The 21,581-nt window shown below is 45.8% G+C and carries 22 protein-coding genes and 1 tRNA gene; 7 read left to right on the top strand and 16 right to left on the bottom strand.

The window, feature by feature from the left end:
• Positions 1 to 61 precede the first annotated feature (61 nt).
• Entirely contained in the window at positions 62 to 484 is a 423-nt protein-coding gene (locus J9B83_RS12480) for a TonB-dependent receptor plug domain-containing protein (protein ID WP_236037284.1), read from the bottom strand.
• 228 nt (positions 485 to 712) lie between these two features.
• Between J9B83_RS12480 and J9B83_RS12485 the strand changes: the two genes are divergently transcribed.
• Positions 713 to 1,606 (top strand): LysR family transcriptional regulator, encoded by an 894-nt coding sequence (locus tag J9B83_RS12485; protein WP_211537199.1) that lies wholly within the window; start codon positions 713 to 715, stop codon positions 1,604 to 1,606.
• On the opposite strand, the gene J9B83_RS12490 is transcribed toward J9B83_RS12485, so the two are convergent.
• Together J9B83_RS12490 and J9B83_RS12495 are read right to left on the bottom strand one after the other, a co-directional pair.
• Positions 1,603 to 2,118 (bottom strand): hypothetical protein, encoded by a 516-nt coding sequence (locus tag J9B83_RS12490; protein WP_211537200.1) that lies wholly within the window; start codon positions 2,116 to 2,118, stop codon positions 1,603 to 1,605. The genes J9B83_RS12485 and J9B83_RS12490 overlap by 4 nt on opposite strands.
• A gap of 141 nt (positions 2,119 to 2,259) precedes the next feature.
• Positions 2,260 to 3,039 carry a HalD/BesD family halogenase gene (locus tag J9B83_RS12495; protein WP_211537201.1) on the bottom strand — a complete coding sequence of 260 codons (780 nt, stop codon included), beginning with the start codon at positions 3,037 to 3,039 and terminating at the stop codon, positions 2,260 to 2,262.
• Between the two features lie 428 nt (positions 3,040 to 3,467).
• Between J9B83_RS12495 and J9B83_RS12500 the strand changes: the two genes are divergently transcribed.
• A complete protein-coding gene (locus J9B83_RS12500; protein WP_211537202.1) occupies positions 3,468 to 3,887 on the top strand; it encodes a hypothetical protein in 420 nt (139 codons plus the stop codon).
• A 167-nt stretch (positions 3,888 to 4,054) separates the two neighbouring features.
• Here J9B83_RS12500 and J9B83_RS12505 read toward each other — a convergent pair whose 3' ends face one another.
• Positions 4,055 to 4,585, bottom strand: a complete 531-nt coding sequence (locus J9B83_RS12505) for a peroxiredoxin-like family protein (RefSeq protein ID WP_211537203.1) — start codon at positions 4,583 to 4,585, stop codon at positions 4,055 to 4,057.
• Positions 4,586 to 4,706: 121 nt separating this feature from the next.
• Here J9B83_RS12505 and J9B83_RS12510 point away from each other — a divergent pair, with 121 nt between their 5' ends.
• The 3 genes from J9B83_RS12510 (at position 4,707) to J9B83_RS12520 (ending at position 6,952) form a co-directional block, all read left to right on the top strand.
• Entirely contained in the window at positions 4,707 to 5,537 is an 831-nt protein-coding gene (locus tag J9B83_RS12510; protein ID WP_211537204.1) for a helix-turn-helix transcriptional regulator, read from the top strand.
• Between the two features lie 61 nt (positions 5,538 to 5,598).
• Positions 5,599 to 5,675 (top strand) — tRNA-Ile (locus J9B83_RS12515).
• A gap of 200 nt (positions 5,676 to 5,875) precedes the next feature.
• Positions 5,876 to 6,952 (top strand): alpha-hydroxy acid oxidase, encoded by a 1,077-nt coding sequence (locus J9B83_RS12520; protein WP_236037285.1) that lies wholly within the window; start codon positions 5,876 to 5,878, stop codon positions 6,950 to 6,952.
• A 4-nt stretch (positions 6,953 to 6,956) separates the two neighbouring features.
• On the opposite strand, the gene J9B83_RS12525 is transcribed toward J9B83_RS12520, so the two are convergent.
• From J9B83_RS12525 to J9B83_RS12575, 11 genes are all read right to left on the bottom strand, one after another.
• Positions 6,957 to 7,640 carry a Fe2+-dependent dioxygenase gene (locus J9B83_RS12525; protein WP_211537206.1) on the bottom strand — a complete coding sequence of 228 codons (684 nt, stop codon included), beginning with the start codon at positions 7,638 to 7,640 and terminating at the stop codon, positions 6,957 to 6,959.
• 130 nt (positions 7,641 to 7,770) lie between these two features.
• On the bottom strand, positions 7,771 to 9,966 hold the full coding sequence (locus tag J9B83_RS12530; protein WP_211537207.1) for a TonB-dependent receptor: 2,196 nt from the start codon (positions 9,964 to 9,966) through the stop codon (positions 7,771 to 7,773).
• A 237-nt stretch (positions 9,967 to 10,203) separates the two neighbouring features.
• Positions 10,204 to 10,977, bottom strand: coding sequence for a hypothetical protein (locus tag J9B83_RS12535; RefSeq protein WP_211537208.1), 774 nt, complete (start codon positions 10,975 to 10,977; stop codon positions 10,204 to 10,206).
• Positions 10,968 to 11,864: a metal ABC transporter permease gene (locus J9B83_RS12540; protein WP_211537209.1), complete on the bottom strand. Its 897-nt coding sequence runs from the start codon at positions 11,862 to 11,864 to the stop codon at positions 10,968 to 10,970. Before J9B83_RS12540 ends, J9B83_RS12535 begins: the two co-directional genes overlap by 10 nt.
• A complete protein-coding gene (locus tag J9B83_RS12545; protein WP_211537210.1) occupies positions 11,854 to 12,561 on the bottom strand; it encodes a metal ABC transporter ATP-binding protein in 708 nt (235 codons plus the stop codon). Before J9B83_RS12545 ends, J9B83_RS12540 begins: the two co-directional genes overlap by 11 nt.
• 11 nt (positions 12,562 to 12,572) lie before the next feature.
• Positions 12,573 to 13,430, bottom strand: coding sequence for a metal ABC transporter solute-binding protein, Zn/Mn family (locus J9B83_RS12550; RefSeq protein ID WP_211537211.1), 858 nt, complete (start codon positions 13,428 to 13,430; stop codon positions 12,573 to 12,575).
• Positions 13,431 to 13,448: 18 nt separating this feature from the next.
• On the bottom strand, positions 13,449 to 13,922 hold the full coding sequence (locus tag J9B83_RS12555; protein ID WP_211537212.1) for a hypothetical protein: 474 nt from the start codon (positions 13,920 to 13,922) through the stop codon (positions 13,449 to 13,451).
• On the bottom strand, positions 13,909 to 14,214 hold the full coding sequence (locus J9B83_RS12560) for a hypothetical protein (RefSeq protein WP_211537213.1): 306 nt from the start codon (positions 14,212 to 14,214) through the stop codon (positions 13,909 to 13,911). The genes J9B83_RS12555 and J9B83_RS12560 overlap by 14 nt, the downstream gene beginning before the upstream one ends.
• The gene (locus J9B83_RS12565) at positions 14,214 to 15,023 is read right to left on the bottom strand and encodes a DUF4198 domain-containing protein (RefSeq protein ID WP_211537214.1); all 810 of its coding nucleotides are present in this window, start codon (positions 15,021 to 15,023) and stop codon (positions 14,214 to 14,216) included. Before J9B83_RS12565 ends, J9B83_RS12560 begins: the two co-directional genes overlap by 1 nt.
• Before the next feature lie 69 nt (positions 15,024 to 15,092).
• On the bottom strand, positions 15,093 to 15,569 hold the full coding sequence (locus J9B83_RS12570; protein WP_211537215.1) for a DUF2271 domain-containing protein: 477 nt from the start codon (positions 15,567 to 15,569) through the stop codon (positions 15,093 to 15,095).
• A 10-nt stretch (positions 15,570 to 15,579) separates the two neighbouring features.
• Positions 15,580 to 16,173, bottom strand: coding sequence for a PepSY-associated TM helix domain-containing protein (locus tag J9B83_RS12575; RefSeq protein WP_211537216.1), 594 nt, complete (start codon positions 16,171 to 16,173; stop codon positions 15,580 to 15,582).
• A gap of 190 nt (positions 16,174 to 16,363) precedes the next feature.
• Between J9B83_RS12575 and J9B83_RS12580 the strand changes: the two genes are divergently transcribed.
• Together J9B83_RS12580 and J9B83_RS12585 are read left to right on the top strand one after the other, a co-directional pair.
• Positions 16,364 to 17,911, top strand: a complete 1,548-nt coding sequence (locus J9B83_RS12580; protein ID WP_211537217.1) for a flavodoxin domain-containing protein — start codon at positions 16,364 to 16,366, stop codon at positions 17,909 to 17,911.
• A 106-nt stretch (positions 17,912 to 18,017) separates the two neighbouring features.
• Complete coding sequence (locus J9B83_RS12585) at positions 18,018 to 20,009, top strand: methyl-accepting chemotaxis protein (RefSeq protein ID WP_211537218.1); 1,992 nt, start codon at positions 18,018 to 18,020, stop codon at positions 20,007 to 20,009.
• Between the two features lie 87 nt (positions 20,010 to 20,096).
• Here J9B83_RS12585 and J9B83_RS12590 read toward each other — a convergent pair whose 3' ends face one another.
• Positions 20,097 to 21,500, bottom strand: coding sequence for a DEAD/DEAH box helicase (locus tag J9B83_RS12590; protein WP_211537219.1), 1,404 nt, complete (start codon positions 21,498 to 21,500; stop codon positions 20,097 to 20,099).
• Between the last annotated feature and the right edge of the window lie 81 nt (positions 21,501 to 21,581).

Here is a 21,581-nt window from a genome sequence, read left to right on the forward strand (position 1 = left end):
GGGCTATCGCCACAGAAGGCTGAAGAAGAGTTCTTTAAAACTTATAACGAGGTGGCCAGTTTTAGTTGACCACCACAATGTGGTTAAATTGGTTGCCACCAAAGCTGTTTGGGTAAATGTCACCGTGGTTATTTTGTCGACGACCATCAACAAGGATTAGAGTGTAATCCGATCCCATGCCACGCATAGAGATAGTACCTTGCCCTGTCTTGTCACGTGTCTCCCCAACATCAACCCCCTCAAGGTCACTCACTGCATCTAAAAGAGTCGTATAAGGTCGAGAAGCTATTTTTTCTTTTGTAATAACCGAAATACTTGCAGGCGCATCAGTTAGTTTTTGCTCAAATCCTGCAGCGGTAACAACTAGTGTCTCTAAAGAAGCCATGTCGACAGTTTCTTCAGCCGATACAGCAGCAGAATAACCGGAAGAACTGATCATGATAGCCAGAGCGGTACGTTTAAAGTGATGTTGGTAAGGGCGCATTATGTGTTTTCTCCATTTTTAATTGAACCTTTCAACTATAAATATGTCTTTAAAAAGTAATGATAATACTTATTGTTTGCATTATCTGGCAAAAACGATCCCATTTGTTGGCACATGTCGTTCCTCTTTGTGCAACAAGCACAAAGAGGAACGATCCAATGCTGTTGAATTGTTTCTAAATAATTGATTTTTATATATTTATTTTTACTCTTGAGAAGAGGGAAAGGAATGTACGATCTGAACGAAGTCAGAATGTTTGTCTCTGTCATGGAAACGGGAAATTTAAAAGAGAGTGCGTTGCGCTTAGGGGTATCAAAATCCACATTAAGTCGACGAATCAGCCATTTGGAACAAGCACTGAGCCAACCTTTACTGCGTCGACAAGCGAATAGGTTGATTGCGAATGAAGCGGGAGTAAGGTTTTTACCCTTTGCGCAGAAATTATTGCGCACCGCCGATGAAGGTCACAAAGCTGTAGAAACTTTGAAAGAAGAAGTTAGTGGTTCGATTGTGATGTATGTGCATACTAGCTTGGCACAAAGCTGGTTTTCGAAGTTAGTTGGAGATTTTTTAGTGGCTTTTCCACATATTCATTTAGACATTCGTGTTGGTCAGCAACCTTTAAGAGAAGTAAAACACCACAATCTCTGTCTTTGGGTTGGAGACGGCGTTCATGATCAACTAAAGTCGGAAAAAATCGCCACAATGAGTCAGAGTTTATACGCCGGGGCGAGTTATTTCGAGCGTATAGGATCGATTAAAGACCTTAATACTCTGAAGCGCTGCTCCTGGGTAAACAGCTTTCATGGCCATCAAGATGAGGTCCTTTTAGAGCATGCTGAGCTGGGCCGCGTATTGATCCCATTGCCACCTTCTCGGCTATTGGTGAATCAATATGAACTCTACGTGGAAGACATTATTCAAGGCAGGGGGGTTGGTTTATTGCCAAATTATTTCGTCACACGACTGCTACAGCAGCGGCCTGGAGCCGTCTTACCGGTATTGTCAGAATGGACTGCGAATCCGTTGCCCGTGTATTTGCAGTATCCTTTTGGCAGCATGTCGAAAAAACTGCACACTTTTATTCAGTACTTAAGGCGTCATGCACAAGCCTTGGGTTAACAATCGTCGAGGGTAACTAAAGCTTTACCATATGAGTTAAAAGTCGCAGTAGAGAGTGTCTTATTGGTGGTCAACATAACGTTACCATTAGCGATTTCGGAGCCTGACACGCGAATGTTGCCGTACTCACTTTTTACCAAGGTATCGTCTACATCTATAGTGAAACTGACCGAACCCTTAGGATCTATGGTCTCAATCATCAATGAAAGGCTGGAGTCACCATCTTGGATATTGCTTGCAGACAAAAGTGTTAATTCCCCCTTTCTGACTTCAAATGGCTGAAAAACTTCCACACCAGCGCCGGTTGCGGTGGTATCGAAAATTAACCGACCAACACTGTTTGATAAATCCAGAGTCAATTCCACATTATTCAGCACGCATTCGCCCATATTGGTGATGACGAATCTGTCCTTGGGTGCACTGTCGACAAAACTCACCTCAATATCCGCGTGTGCCGCTTGCGCTGCTAATAAAATAACAGACGCCGTAATAGGGGCTAACAATTTGAACATGGTGATTTCCTCGAAAAGTGGGGCGGGTGAGCGCGGTTGTTAAGAATTAAACGTATTCAACTTGGTTTTCAGATCATAAAAAAGCCTTCTTGGTAAAAGAAGGCCCTTGGTATGGGCATAAAACGGATATTTACGGCCAAATTAACCCGTTCGACCATAAAAGGTTTTGCTTGCCGCTGCTGAAAGCGCAATGCCAGGCTGTGAGTTGTAAGCTAAAACGGCGAGCATGCGAGTGGTGTTGCCTTCGGTCGGTGTGACTCTATGGATGGCGTTGCGTCCCCGAAACATAACCAAGGCGCCTGGGTCCATGGTTAATTCTTTAACAGCTCTGTTGCCTGCAAGTACCTCGCTGACGCCTTGATAATTCATTTCCCCTGCATCCGCATCACGCATGTTTTCTATGTATTCAAATACGCCGCCCGCGTCGGGCTTTTGAATCAAAAGAGTAATGGCAAAAGAGGAGTTGTCAAAATGCCAACCTAGTTCTTGGCCTTCACTGGCGTAATGCAAATTGATCGACGACAGGGTGTCGGCGTAATTGTAAAGCGCTTCTTCTTCTAGAACACTGGCGAGAAAAGCTCGAAAGTCAGCGTCGTCGTAAAGCTGTCTTAACGGGGAATCAGCGCCGATACAATCGTCAGTAATGCAGCCTTTAGACGACTGTACTTGTTGGTTTCTTGCATGATCTGGGGCGAAATGGTCGTCTTTGTCGGTTAAGTAAACATTATGGGTAGACTGGGTATACCAAGCCAATGACTGCTTCGCTTCCCCTTCTTCAATAATGGCTTGAATAGCGGCTTTGTTGAGAAAATTCGGCAAAACCAAGGCACCATTCTCAGTCAGTGTTTTTTTGCATTGAGCTCTAAAATCAGCAGAGCTGATAGGGTAAGCAGTATCATCAATCAAGTGTGACAGTGGCATGGACGTTTCCTTTGGTGTCATCTTTTTGTCGTATCGACGATAGTAATCATATTCACAGGGTGATTGAAGTCTCTAGATCAATGAATCTTATGGGGTTGCATATCAGTAAGGGTTCTCTTGTGGCATAACGTGTAGAAATTTTTACCTAAATGGCTTTTTAATACTGTTTAAGCGCATAAAAATACACATCGCTGATGTGACATTTTTATGCTAATTGTCATTAAAATACGTTAAAAGTGTTGAAAAAGGCAACAATGGTCATTGTGTCTGTGGGGCGTTGTCTTGTAGATTTTTTGCCTCTACCATGGGTTCCTTACTTAGACGCTTTTAGATCTAAATGTATCGCTGATTAAGGACAATATAGCAATAGGCTTTGATCATGATATGAAGGCATTTATTAACCAATGTAGTTTTAAGGTAATGCGTTCATGAATGAGAATTTGGTCGTACCTCGTGAGAAGTTGGAGTGGAGTTTATTTGGGCTTCGCTTAGGTGTGTTCACTGTGTTGATAATGTGGACACTGGATAAGTTTATTAACCCAGATCACGCTGCGCTTGTGATGAAAGTGTTTTATTCGATTCCAGCCTTAAGTTCAGGTGTTTCTTACTTGTTGGGCGGGTTGCAGCTGATTTTGATCGTGAGCTTTTTAGTTGGCTTTCAGAAACGTTGGGTGACTCTGATTATTTTGGTCATGCATTTTGGCTCCACTTTAGTTTCCTTCGGTCGTTATATGGACCCTTGGAGTGGATCAAACCTGTTGTTTTTTGCCGCTTGGCCTATGTTGGCCGCCATTGTTACCTTGTATTTACTGCGTGATTTAGATCGCAAGTGGTCGTTAAGTAAGTAATTTGTTATTCCCCTTTATTTTGGTGGTGTCTCTTCATTGAGGCGCCATTTTTTTTGCTTTTCTGTTTGTGCCTTTAAATCATGTCTAAAAGCTCGTCATAAAAAAAGCAGAACAAGACTCTGTTCTGCTTTGTATTACTTCGTTGTTATAGTCTGTTGAATAATGACTTAAACGAGTTCGCCACGAGCTGGGTAGTTTTTTGTCACGGCGAATTCAATTGCACCAAGCACTTCTTTAAAGTGTGGGCGGGCAAACGGCATTGTGCTGATGTTGCTCCAGTATAGTGTGCCGTCTGGACGAACAAGGAACAAACCTGGTTCGGTGAACTCTGCTGGTTCTTCAATGCCTATGCTGGTTACACCACGGCCAGCGCTGCGGTGCAATCCCCACGCTTGCGATTGCTCCACACTTAGGCCGTAGCCCATGGTTAGATTGCTGATTTCCCATTCGGTCGACGCGTGTTCGGCTCTTTCTTTAGTATCAGAACTTAGCACAAGTACATTGACACCTTTTGCGGTGAAATCGTCAGCCAGTCGGCTCAATTCTTTCAAGTAGTTTTTACAGATTGGGCAATGTAAGCCACGGTACACCACGATCATGGTGAAGTTTTCAGGAGTTTGCTCTGTGAGTGACCAAGCACCTTGTAGGGTGTCAATATTTAACTCTGGCGTGGCGATTCTAGGTTTTAAAACGACCATAAGACTGTCCTTTATATAGTTGAGTTGTGTTCAGTAGAGACAGTGTATGATATAAAATGATACGATTGATGATAATTAATATCTAAAATATTGCAGATCGTATCAAAAGGAGTGCTATCTTATGGATCGACTTTCCTCCGTGTTAAATGCGTTTCGCCCTAAAACGTCTTCGGTAGATTGTCTTTGCTTAGACGACTTGAGTAGTGGCTTATTTTTGTCTGCTGAGTTTAGTTATTGGGTGTATATCGTCTCTGGTGATGTCACCCTTTGCTCTAAAGAAAACGGAGACATCCGGTTATATAAAGGTGATGGGGTTTGGTTAGCCACAGGTCAAAAATTGGATGTACTGATCACACCGGATCATCAACAGCAAGTAAGTTTATTATTGTGTGAGTATGACTTCGGTACTAAAGCCTTAAATCCCTTGCTTGATTTAGAATGGCAATGGGTGCTGGTGAGCCACGATGATGTGATCGCTCAGCAGTTAGCACCGCTGAATACGTTGTTATTAGGAGAAAGTTTGCAGCCTCGTTGCGGCTCCCAAGCCGTAGTGGAGCGATTAGCCGAAGCTTACCTAGTGCAATTGTTACGCTTATTTTTACAAACTCAAAAAATTCAGCTGGGACTGATGGCAGGCCTAAGCGACATCAGATTAGCCAAAGCTATTGTCGCCATACACGAACAACCGCAACAAGCTTGGCAGGTAGCCAGTCTTGCTGAGAAAGCCGGAATGTCACGATCTGTATTCAGTGGTGCCTTTAAAGCGACTATGGGAATGACGCCAATGGCGTATTTGACCTCATGGCGCATGCGCTTAGCCGCCCAAAGGATTAAAAATGGCGATAAAAATATTGCCATGTTAAGCGATCAGCTTGGTTACCAAAGTGAAGCGGCTTTTAGACGAACTTTTAAAAAAGTTATCGGTGTTGCGCCTGGGGGGATGAACGAGTAAATAAAAAGCATCGACTTCTTGGCAACACTCCCGCATACCTATATAATTCACTCCGCTTTTAGGGCCTGTAGCTCAGTTGGTTAGAGCATCCGACTCATAATCGGCAGGTCCCCAGTTCAAGTCTGGGCAGGCCCACCATATAAAATAAGCCTCTAGAGTGTTAGTGAATGCTAACGTCTAGGGGCTTTTTTATTGTCTGATATTTCCTCTATGTTGTTTTCTTCTTTTCTCGAATAAATTCTGTGGTTTACCTCGTCGCAATAGGTAAAATGGTTCTCATTTACTTTTGTGCGCTATGGCATTTTGCTATTACGCACTAAATTTATATGAGGAACATTATGACAAGCATTCCGGCAGGTGTGTGTTCGCTAAGCGATTATGAACATCGTGCACAGCAGGTGTTAAGCGAGTCTGTTTGGGCGTATTTATCGGGTGCGGCGATGGATGGTCATACCCACCGACGTAATCGTCAAAAGCTAGACGATGTTTTATTGCAGCAGCGTATTTTATGCGAAGGCATGGGGCAAGGAAGTTGTCAGCAAACCTTGTTTGGTCGTACCTTGGCTTTGCCTCTACTGATTGCTCCTTTGGCGTATCAAAAATTAGCACACCCTATGGGGGAGTTGGCGTCGGTACAAGCCGCCGCGGCTCAGGGTGTTGGCTTTTGTTTGTCGACTTTGGCTAGTAGCACGATTGAACAAGTGGCTGAGGTTTCTGGTCAAGCGGAGCGTTGGTTTCAACTGTATTGTCAGCCGAGTCGCGAAGAGACGTTACGCTTGGTGCGTCGAGCCGAAGCAGCCGGATACAGTGCGATTATCGTCACGGCGGATGCACCCATTAATGGCGTGCGAAATGCAGAGCAGCGAGCAGGATTTGCCTTGCCAGAGGGTGTGTCGGCGGTCAATTTGGACGCTTTGGCCAAGCCACAACAGGGGGACTCGGTATTTGCCTGTTGGATGGGGCAAGCGCCAGATTGGCAAACATTAGAGTGGCTGCGCGGGCAAACCGACCTGCCTTTATTATTGAAAGGAGTGATGCACCCAGACGATGCCATTCGAGCTATTGCCCTGGGAATCGACGGTTTGGTGGTGTCCAATCATGGCGGACGAGTACTGGATAGCCAGCCTTCTACTATTGAGGTGTTGCCACGCATTCGACAAGCTATAGGGCCAAACTTACCGATTTTGCTAGACAGTGGCATTCGTCGTGGTAGCGATATTTTCAAAGCCATCGCGCTTGGTGCCGATGCCGTTTTGTTAGGGCGTCCGGTGTTTTATGCTTTGGCTGTTGCGGGCCCTTTAGGTATCGCCCATTGTTTGCGTATTTTACGCGATGAATTAGAAGCGACCATGGCTTTGTGCGGTTGCGCTAGTATCACTGACATTGGACGCCACACACTTTTCCACAATGATTAAGCCGCTAGTTGGTTTCTGACCATTGGCGGAGCAGGTTGTGATACACCCAAATCAAGTTTTGTACCCGCTCGTCATCGGGCAAATCCTGCCTTAAGGCTTGAATGCTCTGATCCAGTTGATGCAGGGTTCGGCGTTGTTCATTGTCTTTTACTAAACTTTGTAACCAAAAAAACGCACTGACTCTGGCACCTTTTGTCACCGGAGTGACCTTGTGTAGGCTGGTAGATGGGTACAACACCATATCGCCAGCGGGCAGTTTGATTTTTTGCTGACCGAAAGTGTCTTCTATGACCAATTCACCGCCTTCGTATTCATCCGGATCACTGAAAAAAATGGTCATTGATAGGTCGGTACGAATCTTAACCGGTGTGTTGGGGACTTGTCTGATGGCGTTATCCACATGAAAACCAAACGCACCGCCACCTTGATAACGATTAAACATGGGTGGAAAAATTTTTGCGGGTAGCGCCGAACTCATAAAATCTTCACGTTGACCAAGGGTTTGTAAAATATAATCTCCCAACTTAATCGCCAATGGATCGTCTTGGGTTAGCTGTTGATTGGTTTTTTGATCTCTAGAGGCATTGCCAGCGGTGAGCTTGCCATCTGTCCACCTTGCTGTATCTAGATGTTCTCGAATGCTTTTTACTTGCTCAGGCGTGAACACTTGTTTTAGGTGTAATAGCATGTGTTTCCTTATCTTAACGAGTTCAATTTCTGCTGGCTAAACCAAAAAGAAAGCAGCCATGGAGTATACATAGCTGCTTTTGGAGTGCGAAGAAAAGGGAATAACTTCGCAACGAACCTAGCTTGAGTAATTAGAAATCGTATTTAACAGTTGCTTTAGCGTTACGACCGTAACCTGGTAGGAAGTGGCCTTTGGCACTGTAATCAGTGATATAGGTTTCATCAGTTAGGTTGCTAATGTTCAGCTGTGCCGATAGGTTCTCAGTAAACTGATAGCTGGCCATGGCGTTGAATAAAGTAACTGAATCAGTTGTGAAATAGGCTTTACTTTGTCTCCAGTAGGTGATGCCAGAATTGTATTCTGCGCCTATGCCCAGGCCAAGTTTTTCTTTGTTGTAGGCAAACCATAGAGCCGCAGACTTTTCTGGTGCTGAGCTTAAGCCATCGCCTTCATTATCAGCGTCGTAGTCTTCTGTAACTTCTGTGTCTTGTTTGGTGAAGCTAGCAGTCACGCTGATGGTCTCTGTTAGCTGGCCTGTCGTCGATAGCTCAATACCGGTGCTTTGCTCCTCACCGAAAATCAGATTGTCATCATCATCAGAATCATAAGTATCTGTTTTTGTGTCAAATATAGCGGCGCTAAGTAATAAGCGATCGTTAAAGAAGTTCCATTTTGTACCTACTTCGGCCGTGGTCGACTCTAATGGGTCTAAGCTAATATACTCTTGAACTTGTGCAACGGAACTACCATTTAGTGATAAATCATCACCATTAGGTGATTGGTTATTTGCGTAGGCCAAATAAATACTGCCATTTTTAGCAGGCTTAAAGTTAATCCCTGTATTCCAACTAATTAGATCAGCATCTGATTTCTCAGAGACATCGGCTATAAAAGTGCCGCGACTCGTTAGTGTTTGATCAGCATCCAAGCGGTATTTCTCCAAACGAAGCCCGCCACTTAATTGCACTTTATCGTTTAACGTAGCTGTGTCACTAAAATATGCAGCCAAACCTGTTGCTGTAGCGTCTTTGGAGTAACCATCTGTCGTGTAAGAACCCGTGATTGTGTTTGTTGATGGGTCTAGAGGATCATAAGTTGCAGTGCTATCAGAATAAGTAACTGTTACATCGGGGGTTTTTTGAGTTTCTTGATAAATTTCTGCCCCTATAACTAGGTTATGTCGAACTGCTCCTGTGTAAAGTTCACCAATGAAATCAAATTGTGAAACGATCAGTTCGTTTTCGCTAAAGTCTGTTTTAGCGTTGTTGCTATCAAATGTACCATCCCCATTATCATATGGGCGTGAAATGATACTTTTTACATTTGTTTTTCCAAAACGAGTTTGGTTGCGAAAAGCCCATTCATCGTTAATTTGATGGTTTAGGATGGCAGTAATGGTAGTGGCTTCCACTTCTTCAAAGTCAAGGCCTTCAACGCCGTAGTAATCGTCCCAATATGATTCACCGATAGGTCCTGCAGATACTCCAAGTATTGCAGCTGATGCTTCGCCAATATAAGGCAAGCCGATCACTGGGGTGTTGTCTTGCTGCATGTGCATGAAGTTAACCGTCAGGTCTGTTTTCTCACTGAGTTTATCAAAGTAAGAAATAGCGATGGCTTCGGTTTCGTAGTTTTCTTCGCCATTGTCCCAGTAATCACCGCCAGTTTGTCCAACGATGTTTAATCGAATCGCGCTGTCTTCTGTTAATACCTTGTTGAAATCGCCGGTGATACGAGTCATGTCTGCCTCATCATAAGACGCGGTCACACTGTTTTTATCACCGCGAAGGTGAGCGGTTTTAGTCACTAAGTTGACCGAGCCGCCCGCAGAGCCTTTACCAGAAATCGTGCCATTAGCGCCTTTGGCAACCTCGATGGATTCGGTATTAAACGTATCGCGGCTGTAACCTGCTACATCGCGAATACCATCGGTATAAATACTGCCGTTGGCATCAAAACCACGAATCGTTACGTTGTCGGCTGTATTGATATTACCGCCGCCTTCACCGGCACCAAATGTGGAGACACCGGAGACATTTCGCAGAGCGTCTTCTAGGGAAGTGACACCCTGATCTTCCAGTACCGCTTCGTTAATCACGTTTACGGTTTTAGGGGTATCAACTAATTTTTGTGTGTATTTAGGGCTGGATAGGTTATCTACCGTGTAGCTTGCTTCGGCTGAGTCAACGATTTCAATTTGCTCTAACTCAATATTAGCGTCTTCAGCAATGGCAGGCTGTGCCATCAATACAAGAGCGGAACTGATCGCTAATGTGAGTGGGGCAAGGGGGAAACGAAACGAGTGAGTGTTGTGTGTGTGAGCCATCTTTAAACCTTTATTGAGTGATTAGCAGCAAATTCAATTGTGTGTATTGAGATGCAGATGGTAAATGATAATTGTTATTATTCAAGTGTTAATTAGTTTTTTTTATCCATTATTTTTACGGCGGGGTGACATATTGGTGAGCTGATCGGGTGGTTTTTATGCGTTATATAAGAAAAATATTTTGCAAACACACAAAATAACAGAGCCTTATCTTATGTGTTTGCGATAATTTAAAAGCTATTGCAGTGAAATAAGGTTATTTAAATTTTGTTGCCAACGATCAATAAACTCTGTTTTTTTATGGCGTGAGAAATCATCTATAAGCCATTGGTTTTTATTGTTTTTTGTACTGACGATGAGCGTATTAAGCGGCATTGTCCCTGTTATTTCTTCTAGTGTGTATGTTGGTAACAGCAAGCCTTTGGTAAAAGGCTCAGTGCTGTCGTTGGCATTTTGTAATCCTTCATAGCCTGACATGAGTAGGGTATCGTCAATAGTGAGTGCTATTTGACGCAAAGATTGACTTACTACTTGATACCTTATTGTGATGTCCTTCTCATACTCGGGCCATAGTAAGGACAGGTCACGTTTAAGAATACCTAGCATCATGAGGGCGTTATTGGGGTTGAGCCAAAAATATTCACTGGGCTCTTGTACGGCAACGCGTTCTCCGCCGGGAAGCAGGGCCTCAGCAATGTCGATAGGAACGGCGCGAATGTTGGTGCTGCGTACTGAAGTATAAAAGGCCAGATCTGGTCGCAGCGCACTGATGTTCACAATGGCGTCGAAAGGGTCCAGTGGCTCGGTTCGATTTTTGTTGAGCCAACTTGGAATGCGGTTAATAGGCAGCCGAGTGGGTGGCAAATAAGTCACCTTGACGGGAGTTGTGCTTAGCAATGAGCGAGTCATGCTGTCTGCAATGGGGGTGACGGTTACCACGCTGGCCGCCACCACATTGAGAGTAAAAGATAGGCCTAACATTGCCAGACCAACCAATAAGGTTAAGCGCATACAAGGGTACTCCGTTTACGAAATGAATAGGTGCAAATAGCGACAATGAACCAGATGCACGCAGCTAAAATGATCGCAGGACCTGTACCGATCGACCATTTCATGTGCATAGGTAACAGCACCCCGGCGAGAGCACTGGTGGTGGCGATAAACATAGAGTAGCCCACCATGCCGCGTAGGTTAGTCGCCATTAATCGGGCACTAGCAGCAGGGATAAGCAACAAGGCACCCACCAAAATAGCGCCAATGATTTTCACCGCGGCCACAGTGATCAAGGCAATTAAGAGTACGAAGCCATAGTCGTGTAAGGTCACACGAATGCGTCGCGATTTTGCGATATCAGGGCTTAAGGCATTGAGAAAGGCCTGATTACTGGCGGTAAAGGCGAGTATGAGCACAGTGAGGCTAATCACGCTCAAAATCACCAAATCGTAGATGGAGGCGGTGAGAATGGAGCCAAATAGTACCTGCTCAACCAAGTGGGCGTTAATTTTCTTGGCAACAAACATCAATAGTGCTGCCCCCAAAGCGAGGGCAAAGGCGAGGAATACCCCGATCAGGGCATCGTAGGGAACCGTGGTGCGACCACGAACCCATTGTAACGTGAGAGCAAACAGCACAGAGAAAGCAAATAAGCTAATCCATGGTTCTGTGACGGGCTCGCCCATTAGTATGCCGATGGACACGCCAGTTAACGCACTGTGTCCTACGGCTTCAGACAAAAACGCCAAGCGTTTGACGACCACTAATGTGCCCAGAGCGCCCAGTAAAGGGCCTATCATTAGGCAGGCAATAAAGGCGTTAACGACAAAGCCGTAGCTAAAAATCGACGGTAACATGCCGGCATCTACGGCCATTTGAAACCAAGCGTGTAGACTAGCTAACATGTTTCAGCTCCGTCACATTAGAAGGGAATGCGCTCAGATGAGCACTTTTTAGTTGTTCAAACACGACAGAGGGGGCGTTGTGATCCTTCAGGCCACCGTCGATCCAAGCCAAAGAGTCACAGCAGTCTTGAATAATTTGCCAGTCATGCTCAATCATAATCAGAGTGCCGCCTGAGTTTTTAAAATCCTGCAGTAGTTGAATGATTTGCTCTCGTCCCTGCTTGTCGACACCGGCCATGGGTTCGTCGAGCAGTAACATATCGGGTTCATTAAGCAGTGCACAGGCGAGCAATACTCGCTGGCGCTCTCCCGTTGATAGGGTGCCAATACGTTTCTTTAATAAAGCTTGAATGCTTACCTTTTCTATTGCCGCTTCAATTTTTGGGTCTGTTTTGTAGCGTTGCCACACAGGTTGCTTGTCGCTGTGTAAGCGAATAAAGTCCGATACCGTGATGGGCAAAGACGCATCAAAGGGCGACAACTGAGGCATATAGCCCACTTCCCCTTTACCTTTAGGCCATTGCAGAGAGATGTTGCCACGATGGTTGAGTAATCCGGCAATGGCTTTGAGTAAAGTACTTTTGCCCCCACCGTTGGGGCCGGCGATACCATGCCATCCGCCACCAAAAAACGTCGCGGACGAGGGTGTCAATAAAGGGTTGTTTTGAACGACAACCGCCACCTTGTCGAGTAACAAAGTTGGTCCCCTCATTCCTGTAATGCCTCTGCCAGTTTGTTTAAGTTATGACGCATTTCATTTTCCACCATGTCTTTGTTGTACGCCCCATGGGTCATGTGACTGAAGTAATAAATCTTGATGCCGGTTTCTCGCTCAATCAAATCGACGTATTTGTTCTCCATATTTAATTCGGTAAAAAGCACGTCGATATTGAGTTTGCGAATGGTTTGAATGGTGTCTTCAAGTTGCGATGCGCTGGGCGCGACTCCATGGGCGGGTTCGATAACGGCTGAGACGGTTAGACCAAACTCTTGTAATAAATACGCATAAGCGCCGTGGGTGCTAGCGATACGAATATGGCTGACGTCTTTATTTAACAAGGCTTGCTGTACGGGTAACTTCAGGCTGCGAAGCGTTTTTGCGTATTCTAAGGCGTTGCGAAGAAAGTAGGTTTTGTTGCTTGGGTCTAATGCGCTCAGACCTTTGGCGATGGTATACACTTGGCGAATCGCGGCATCAATTGAGACAAATGTGTGCGGATTGACTTTTTCGTCGTGGCCAATCAGGGGAACATCTTGATTGGCGTAGATAACGGTTAGGTTTTTAGGTTGTAAGCGATCGACGGTGTCGGTGGCAAATAAATCATGACCAATGCCATTCACCACTAAGGCATCAAGTTTGTTAAGACGATCAATGTCAGCCGGGTTTAGCTGATAATTATGAGGATTAAAGCCGCTGGCAATGAGAGGCAACACATCGGCTCTGTCTCCTACGATATTGCTTACATAAGCATAATAAGGATGAAGTGTTACGCCGACTTGTAAACGTGTTTGCGCGTGGGTTTGGAAACTGACTAAAAAAAGTAGGCCCAGCAGTAAAAATTTCATTTTACGTCCTTTGATGAATTAGCGGTTTAATGGGTGCCAAACGAGAGAAGCATGACAATCAAGCTCTTTGTCACTTTGTGCCCAGTGAGCGGCCCAATGCTGTGCTTCGCGTTCAACCGCGAAGAGAATGCCTGCCTGATGCAAGGTGAAGCAGTGTTTATCTTGCTGTGCAAACGCCGTTTGCCCAATAGTTGGCAAGGGGAGTTGCTGTAATTGATAAGGGGGCGAAATCATGTCGGCTTCTTCTAAAAGCGCAATCTCTTCCAGCGCGTTACTGATTTGGGTCGCCATATTACTGTGTGATACGGGTAGCTCTGGCAGTGTTTGCTGGGAAGGGCTGTGTAGCAGAGACAATAAAACGCCAGCCAATAGGAGTGTTCCCACACAAATGCTTAAAAAGTAGCGCGTTTCGCCACGGCCATCAGCAGGCTGGATAATCTCAATTTCCAGCCCATTGTGGCTTGCGTTTGGCGATTGGTTATAGCTCGGCATAATCAAACTCGGCAGGGTCTTCGTGACCTGGGTTAAACACCAGGTAGTATTCCCCTTGAGGGCGTGATGTGGTGAATTCACCATTGTCGTCTGTGGTGAGGGTTTCGATCAGCTCTTCTGAATAGGTTTTTATTTGCACCGTTTCGTTGTAAGCGACAGAGCCATCGCTGTATCCAGCTATGCAATGCAGATTTCCAGCAAGGGCTTCACAATCTAGAGTAGGATAATGCGCAAAGGCTTTGCTCGAAAGCAAAGCCAAGGCACTTCCTACTAATAAGGAAGATTTCAACATTATTCGTATACCACCTCAAATGAATAGAAAACAGAGTTTACTTCTTTGTCTGCCTCTGGATCTTGGCTGGCGGCTTCGTAGTTAAACATAGCGGAATAGCGACCTGCTTCTTCAAGTGTGACAGAGGCGATACCAGCTTTGTTGGTGCTCAGTTTAATGGGCTCTTGGTTGCCGGTGTAAATGCCAGATTCCGATTTAATCGCAATAGAAACGCCTTCGACTGGCTTGCCATTCATTAGTACTTTTAGAGCAATTTCTTCACCATTGACGTAATCAGCGGGGTGGGTAACAGGAATAACTTCGAATCCTTTATTGCTGGGTGTTATTACGGCATCCGTTGGCATTTTCGAGGTGATAAACGCCATGCTGTAGCGATTCATCTTGATGGTTTCAACGTTTTTCGCCCCTTCAGGAATTTTACCGGCTAGCTCGCTTTTACTTAGACGTTCACGTTTATGGGTATCGCGAGCACCAATGGTGTAAGTGGTCATGTAGCCACCACGAGAGGAGCCATAAACGATTTTGTAGGTACCATCGGTTTCAATGGCTAAATCAAAAGAGGTACGAGTCGCACTTTTTACCACAGTGCCAATATCGCGCATGTGTTTGCCATCGGGGCCGTAAACCATGATGCCATCAACCGACACTGCTTTGTCGTAACGATACACACCGTGTGAAGCGCTGATATCAACGGCCACATCAGCCGGTGCTTTGGTAACGATTGATTTAGCCGGCATAATCATTAGATCGTGTGCAAAGCTGCTGCTGGCCGCCACGATGCCAAGTGCGCATAGAGAAAGTTTTAACATGTTCTTTCCTTTAAGTTTGAGGGTGTAAGTTGAAGGTTGAAAATTTTACGTTAAGCGTCAATGTGAACATCAGGGTGTTAGAGTAATGACGATGTCGCCCAACTCTGTGTCCGCCGGAATACGGTATTCTGTGACCCTGTCTTGGGTGTTGATCTTGGTTTTCACCAGTGAGTGACCACCGTTTTCACGAGCTGCTTCTACGTACAAGGTGAAGTCGTTTAAGTCGCCTAAGGCAAAGGTTTCTTGGTAGTGACCAGGGCCCTTTGTGGCACCGGTTAGAGCGTCAACATGGTTGTCGTAACGACCTAATTTGCGCCACCAACGGCGCAAGTCAGACAGCCATTCATCGTCTTTTTTCTGCAAATGCCACACTAGGAAGGGGGTAGATTCACCGCTGTGTTCCGCCCAAATTGCCACATAGGGGCGAGCGTATTTTTCGGTACTAATACGAGGGATTTCAAACGCCACATCCATGCTGGCGGCGTACGAAACAGACGATAGCCCCAAGCTGGCGGCAAGCACGCATGAAGACACTAAAACGCGCATTAACTTCTCCTTAATGCATTAAAAAAATGGTGAAAACCATGACAACAGACCCTATCCCGACCCAGCTTAAGCTGTGACGACGCTTCAAGGTGTTAATGGTCAGCAGCCAAAATCCAGACAAACAAAACAACACCATGCAAAGCGCTGACAAATCCGAGAGCCAACGCCATAAGCCACTGACGTGTTTGCCCCTGTGTAAGTTGTTGAGCATTTCCAGCACAGGCAACTGGCGACGGTATACTTCGGCGCTCGCTTCTTCGTAATAGGCTTCCACGGCATAACTTCCCTGCGGACCGTCCAAATACAGTAAAAGCAGCTTTTCTTCGCTTTCCCATTCAAACGACAAATCCACTCCGCGAACTTGGTGTTCGTGATCCAGCCAATGTAAAACGGCCAACGCTGTGGTGCTGGATTCATGGTCCCAATCCAACGACATTAAGTCGGTTGGCAAAGGCAATGACAAATCCGATTCTTGTGTTTGACCAAGTGACCAGTTGCTGTGATTGAGAAACAATCCAGTGCCCGCAAAGAACACCATAAGCAGTAAAACAGGGGCAGCGCTGTAAATGTGTACCCAGCGTGCCCAGCGATTAAAAGTTGTCATGGAAATCATCGATCAATGTCACAAAAGCGTATTGTTAATCCATACTAAATGGTAATTATTCTCGTATGATAATCGCTAACGTAAGGTTTTTGCAATATAATGATAACTGTTCTCATTATTTTCTTTGAATATGGACTGGCATAACAATGGGAGGTGACTTATTACGGCTTTGACTTTTTGGATTACGCGGTTGGCAACGGTCTTTTTTGCCTTGGGCGTGTTTGCCGCTGCTTATGTGTTTGCCATTCTTGTATTTGCTCAACCTATTTCTGCAATAGAGTCTGGCGTTGTGTGGGCATCGAATGGTTTGACTGGGTTTCAACACCAGTTACAGCATTCCAATGAACTGGGATATTTAGTCTTACAGCAAGATGCGTCCCAGCAAAGGGTGTTGTATCGCTTTTCGTCTTTAGACATGGTCATGTTCCGCACTTTGGCTTGGGTGATGGCTATTTTGGCCGGTGTGTGTTTTCTCTTGTCGTTAGCGCGTTGGCCTTTCAAACGACTGGTTATAATGCAATCAAAGCAAAGCGAAGAGCCGGCATCGAAAGGTGTTCTGTTGGCTTACGCCTCTCAAACGGGCGGTGCTAGACAGCTGGCTTTGCAGTTCCAAAAGGCGGCCGACGCTTTGATGGACGTGCATTGTGTCTCGACGTTAAACGTGGCGCAGATGCGTCAGTATCAGCGAGTCTTTTTTGTTGTCAGCACCTATGGGGAAGGCGAGCCGCCGGACAGTGCTCATCGTTTGGTGGCAGATTTGCATCGTCAGTCGTCCACTTCTCCTCCTCCTTCCTCCTCGTCATCAACTTCCTTTGCTGTATTGGCACTAGGGGATCGTACTTATCGTACTTTTTGTGCGTTTGGCCATTCGTTGACAAATTTATTAGAGCAGGTGGGTTTTACCCGAGAACAAGCTGTGCACGAAGTGGATCGTATGGACATGGCCAGTGTGTCGGCTTGGTGGCAGCGAATTGCCCATTCGATAGGCCTTCACAATACGACCATCCATCAGGATTTAAGCACTTTTACCGTGTGTGAAAATCAACACCTAAATGCACCAAACCACGACCGCGCCGCCCATTACCTGCGCTTGCACTGTGACGGAGTGCGCTATCAAGCTGGGGATTTAATCGCCGTGACACCCAAGGTGATACCACCGACTCATGAGCGCTTGTACTCGATTGCCTCTTGCGAAGAACACTATGTCGATTTGCTTGTGCGTCAGCACAGACGAGAAGATGGAACTTTAGGCACGGCGTCGAGTTTTTTATGCAAGTTAGCCAAAGGGGACACAGTAGAGGCACAAATACGCGTACACGAATCGTTTCGACTGCAGGGTGATCGTCCATTGATCATGATTGGCGCCGGCACCGGCGTAGCGCCTTTTCGTGGTTTTTTACAACAAAAACAACAATGGCAGTCGACCAGTGAACATTGGCTGATATTTGGTGAGCAATACGCCGAGTACGACGATTACTTTCATGCCGACTTTACTCGCTTTCAACAAGATGGCCTATTAACCCGCATCGACAAGGCTTGGTCACGGAGTGAACAGAGGTACGTGCAAGCCATCTTGATCAAAGAATCAGAGCGTTTGTACAAATGGGTGACACAGAAGGGCGCGCAGATTTACCTATGTGGCAGTCGGGTGGGTTTTGGCGAGATGGTACTCGAACAGCTGACCGTGATTCTTGGCGAAGATACGCTGCAGCACTGTTTGCACAGTGATCTATATTGACCATGTTGTGGCAATGGTTACTATAATTGGCTGAATATGTGATTTTTTTCCTTGTTTATTACACAGGTGGTATGGTTAGAGTCTATTTCAATATTCGGAGGCGCTCATGCCGATATTTTCTAATCTTAAGGTATCCCACTCGATTGCGATCGTGGGCATTCTACCTTCCTTGTTCGCCATTATTATCGTGTCGTTTTTAGTGTCTGATCTAAATCAGAGGGTTAAAGAAGGACTTTTATCCGACGACATGGTCAAGCTATCCACTATTTTAGATGGCGTTGCCCATAACTTTGCTGTAGAGCGTGGTTTGAGTGCCGGCTTCTTAGGCAGCAAGGGAGCAAACGGTAAAGACGCACTGATCGCTCAACGCAAAGCTGCCGATGATGCTGAGCGTGCTTTAAAAGACCTTTCTGTTGATATGTTTAATGTATTAGATGCGGAGCAGTTAAAGAATTTGACCGCCCCTGTTGTCACGCAGTTAAAAGGCAAAACTCAGGTTAGGCAAAGCGTTGATAACTTGGCGGCGAACAACGGTGCTTTTGATTTTTACTCTGAGGTCAATCGCCAGTCACTAAATGGCATTCAGCGGATTATTTTAGACATTAGAAATCGAGACATTGCCAAGGCGTTAGAATCTCGGCTGAGTTTGTTATGGATGAAAGAGCGCGCTGGTCAGTACCGTGGTGCGTTAAATGGCGTGTATGCTGCTCAAACGACGACCCCAAAGCGACAATCACAGATTGCGGTGTTTGTAGACGATGAAGGCTATCAACTTGAGCATTTTATGAAGGTGTCGTCTCGTCGCGAGATTGCGATGCTTGAATCCATCCTTCAAGACCAACAATGGCTAATGGTCAGCCAAGCAACTAAGAGCTTCTTGGCCATGGAAGATCTGTCTGACGTAGAAGGTCCTAACAATTGGTTTGCACTGGCAACCGCTCGCATTGGTTTAATCAAAGGAGTAGCGGATAAAATCAGCACCGAGATTAGTGTGTTAAGTGCCGACCTAGTTTCCCAAAGCAAATGGTATCGAAATGGTCTTATTATCGGTTTTATCTTGCTTATTTCTCCTGTTATATTATTGGCTTTTTCTTTGTCTCGATCTTTAACTAAGCGTGTTAAAGACATCAGCAATGCCTTGTCTAATGTGTCGTCAAACCGCAATTTGGTAGGGCGAATTGACAATACATCCCATGATGAATTAGGCGAAATCATTCAATACTTAAACATCCATTTGGACCATTTACGTGGCTCATTTGGTTTGATGGTTGAGATGGCGTCTGAATCAAAAGAAAGCATGAGTGTGCTAAGTGGCTACTCTCGCAGTGCATTACAAGAAACCAAAGACCAGTTCGATCAAACTGACTTGATGGCGTCTGCCGTGGAAGAAATGTCGCTAACCAGTAATACGATTTCGCAAGATATGCAGTCGTCAGCGCAAGCGACAGAAAGCATTCGAGAGCAAAGCACTAAGGGCTCAGAACGCATGCAAACCATCTTGCATTCTATTGCCGGTTTGTCTTCAGAGGTCGCGGGTGGACACAAAGCAGTTCAATCTGTGACGGCGCATACCGAGGAAATCAGCACCATTTTGCAAACCATCGAATCCATCGCCGAGCAAACCAATTTATTGGCTTTGAATGCCGCAATTGAAGCGGCGCGTGCTGGCGAGCAGGGTCGAGGCTTTGCTGTTGTGGCAGATGAAGTGCGAACTTTGGCGCAACGAACGCAAAACTCAACGGTAGAGATTCGTGCCATGATTGAATCATTAGTGGATTCAGGAAAAAGTGCCCTTAGTTCGATGGGGCAGTGCGCCAACATGGCGACAGATACCTCTAACGTGGTCAGTGAAAACGTCAGTATGATGCAAGGCTTATTCGATGCGATTGAAGAGTTAGCACAAACCATAGAGCGCGTCGCGACTTCATCGGAAGAACAATCGCAAGTGTCTGAAGAAATTAATAAAAACATTCAAAACGTCAGTGTGCGTTCGGAGCGAATTTTAGATTTGGTTAACAAAACGGATGAAGGTTCGGAGCAAGCCAAGCAACGCTTTGAAAATGTGCTCAAAGAAATATCGTCATACACACTAAGATAGAAATAAGCTAGCAATGTAAAAAACGCCATTAAACTCTTAATGGCGTTTTTTAATACCTATTTCGAAGGCGACAACTGCTCTTAGGTGTTATTTCTCTTGAGTAGCCGGTCTGCGGTTACGGCGAGCAGGAGCAAGTGGTTTGCTGCGCAAGCCTTGCCCCGGTGTCACGTCGGCTTTGGCCGGTTGGCTCTTATCTTCTGAGCGACGGCCGTCTGTTGGGCGACGGTTGCCGGATTTTGGCGCGTTGCCCTGTTTGCCACGTGGACTATTGCCTTGACGAGGCGCGCCGTCGCTTTTGTTTCTTTTTGGCTTATTCGGCTTAATTGGGCGTGTGTCCAGAGTGGTGTCTGGCAGCATGTGCGTTGGCATGAAATCGTCTTCGTAACGACGTTCGATCAGCTTTTGCGTTAAGCGTTCGATGGCGCGAAGTTGGTCTAACTCGTCCGCCGCCACAAGAGAGATCGCTTTGCCCGTCGCACCGGCACGACCAGTACGACCGATACGGTGCACGTAATCTTCTGCCACATCAGGAAGGTCAAAGTTGACCACGTGAGGCAGTTGCTCGATGTCTAAGCCGCGGGCAGCAATGTCTGTTGCCACAAGAATGCGAATACGACCATCTTTAAAATCAGACAAAGCACGAGTACGAGCGCCTTGGCTTTTATTGCCATGAATCGCACTGGCGCGAATGCCAGCGTCTTCCAATTGCTTGGTGATCTTGTTGGCGCCGTGTTTGGTGCGAGAAAACACCAAAGCTTGATCCCAACGACCATCTTTGACTAGCTTAATCAACAATTCGGTTTTACGCTTTTTGTCCACAGGATGCAGCCATTGCTCAACCGACACTGCGGTGGCGTTGCGTGGCGTAACGGAAATCTCAACAGGATTGTTCACCAAGCCTTTTGCCAGTTGACGGATCTCTGGAGAAAAGGTCGCAGAGAACAGCAGGTTTTGGCGTTTTTTCGGCAAGATCGCTAAGATCTTTTTAATATCATGGATGAAGCCCATGTCTAGCATGCGGTCGGCTTCGTCCAATACCAAGACTTCGAGCTTGTCAAAACGCACGGCTTTTTGGTTGTACAAATCCATCATGCGGCCAGGGGTCGCAATGAGAATATCCGCGCCACGGCGTAAGGCCATCATCTGCGGATTGATTTTTACTCCGCCAAATACCACGGTAGATTTAAGAGGCAAATGCTGACCGTAATTTTTCACACTTTCAGCTACTTGAGCGGCTAATTCACGGGTTGGTGTAAGCACAAGGGCGCGTACTTGATTGCTCTGTGCCAATTCGCCCTTACTTAAGGTTTCTAACAAGGGAAGAGTGAAACCAGCGGTTTTGCCTGTGCCTGTTTGGGCGGCTGCCATCACATCTTGACCATCAAGAATAGCGGGAATGGCTTGAGCCTGAATGGCGGATGGCTCTGTATAGCCTTGATCTTCAATGGCTTTTAAGATGGGGGCAGAAAGCCCAAGTTTGCTGAAACTCATAGATGTTCTCATGTTTTATAAAGGCAGGTGCAACGCTGAAAGGTCAGGATATGCAAGAATTTCGCGAAGCTTACCCTATAT

Source organism: Marinomonas vulgaris, assembly GCF_018145875.1.
GTDB classification, from domain to species: Bacteria; Pseudomonadota; Gammaproteobacteria; order Pseudomonadales; family Marinomonadaceae; genus Marinomonas; species Marinomonas vulgaris.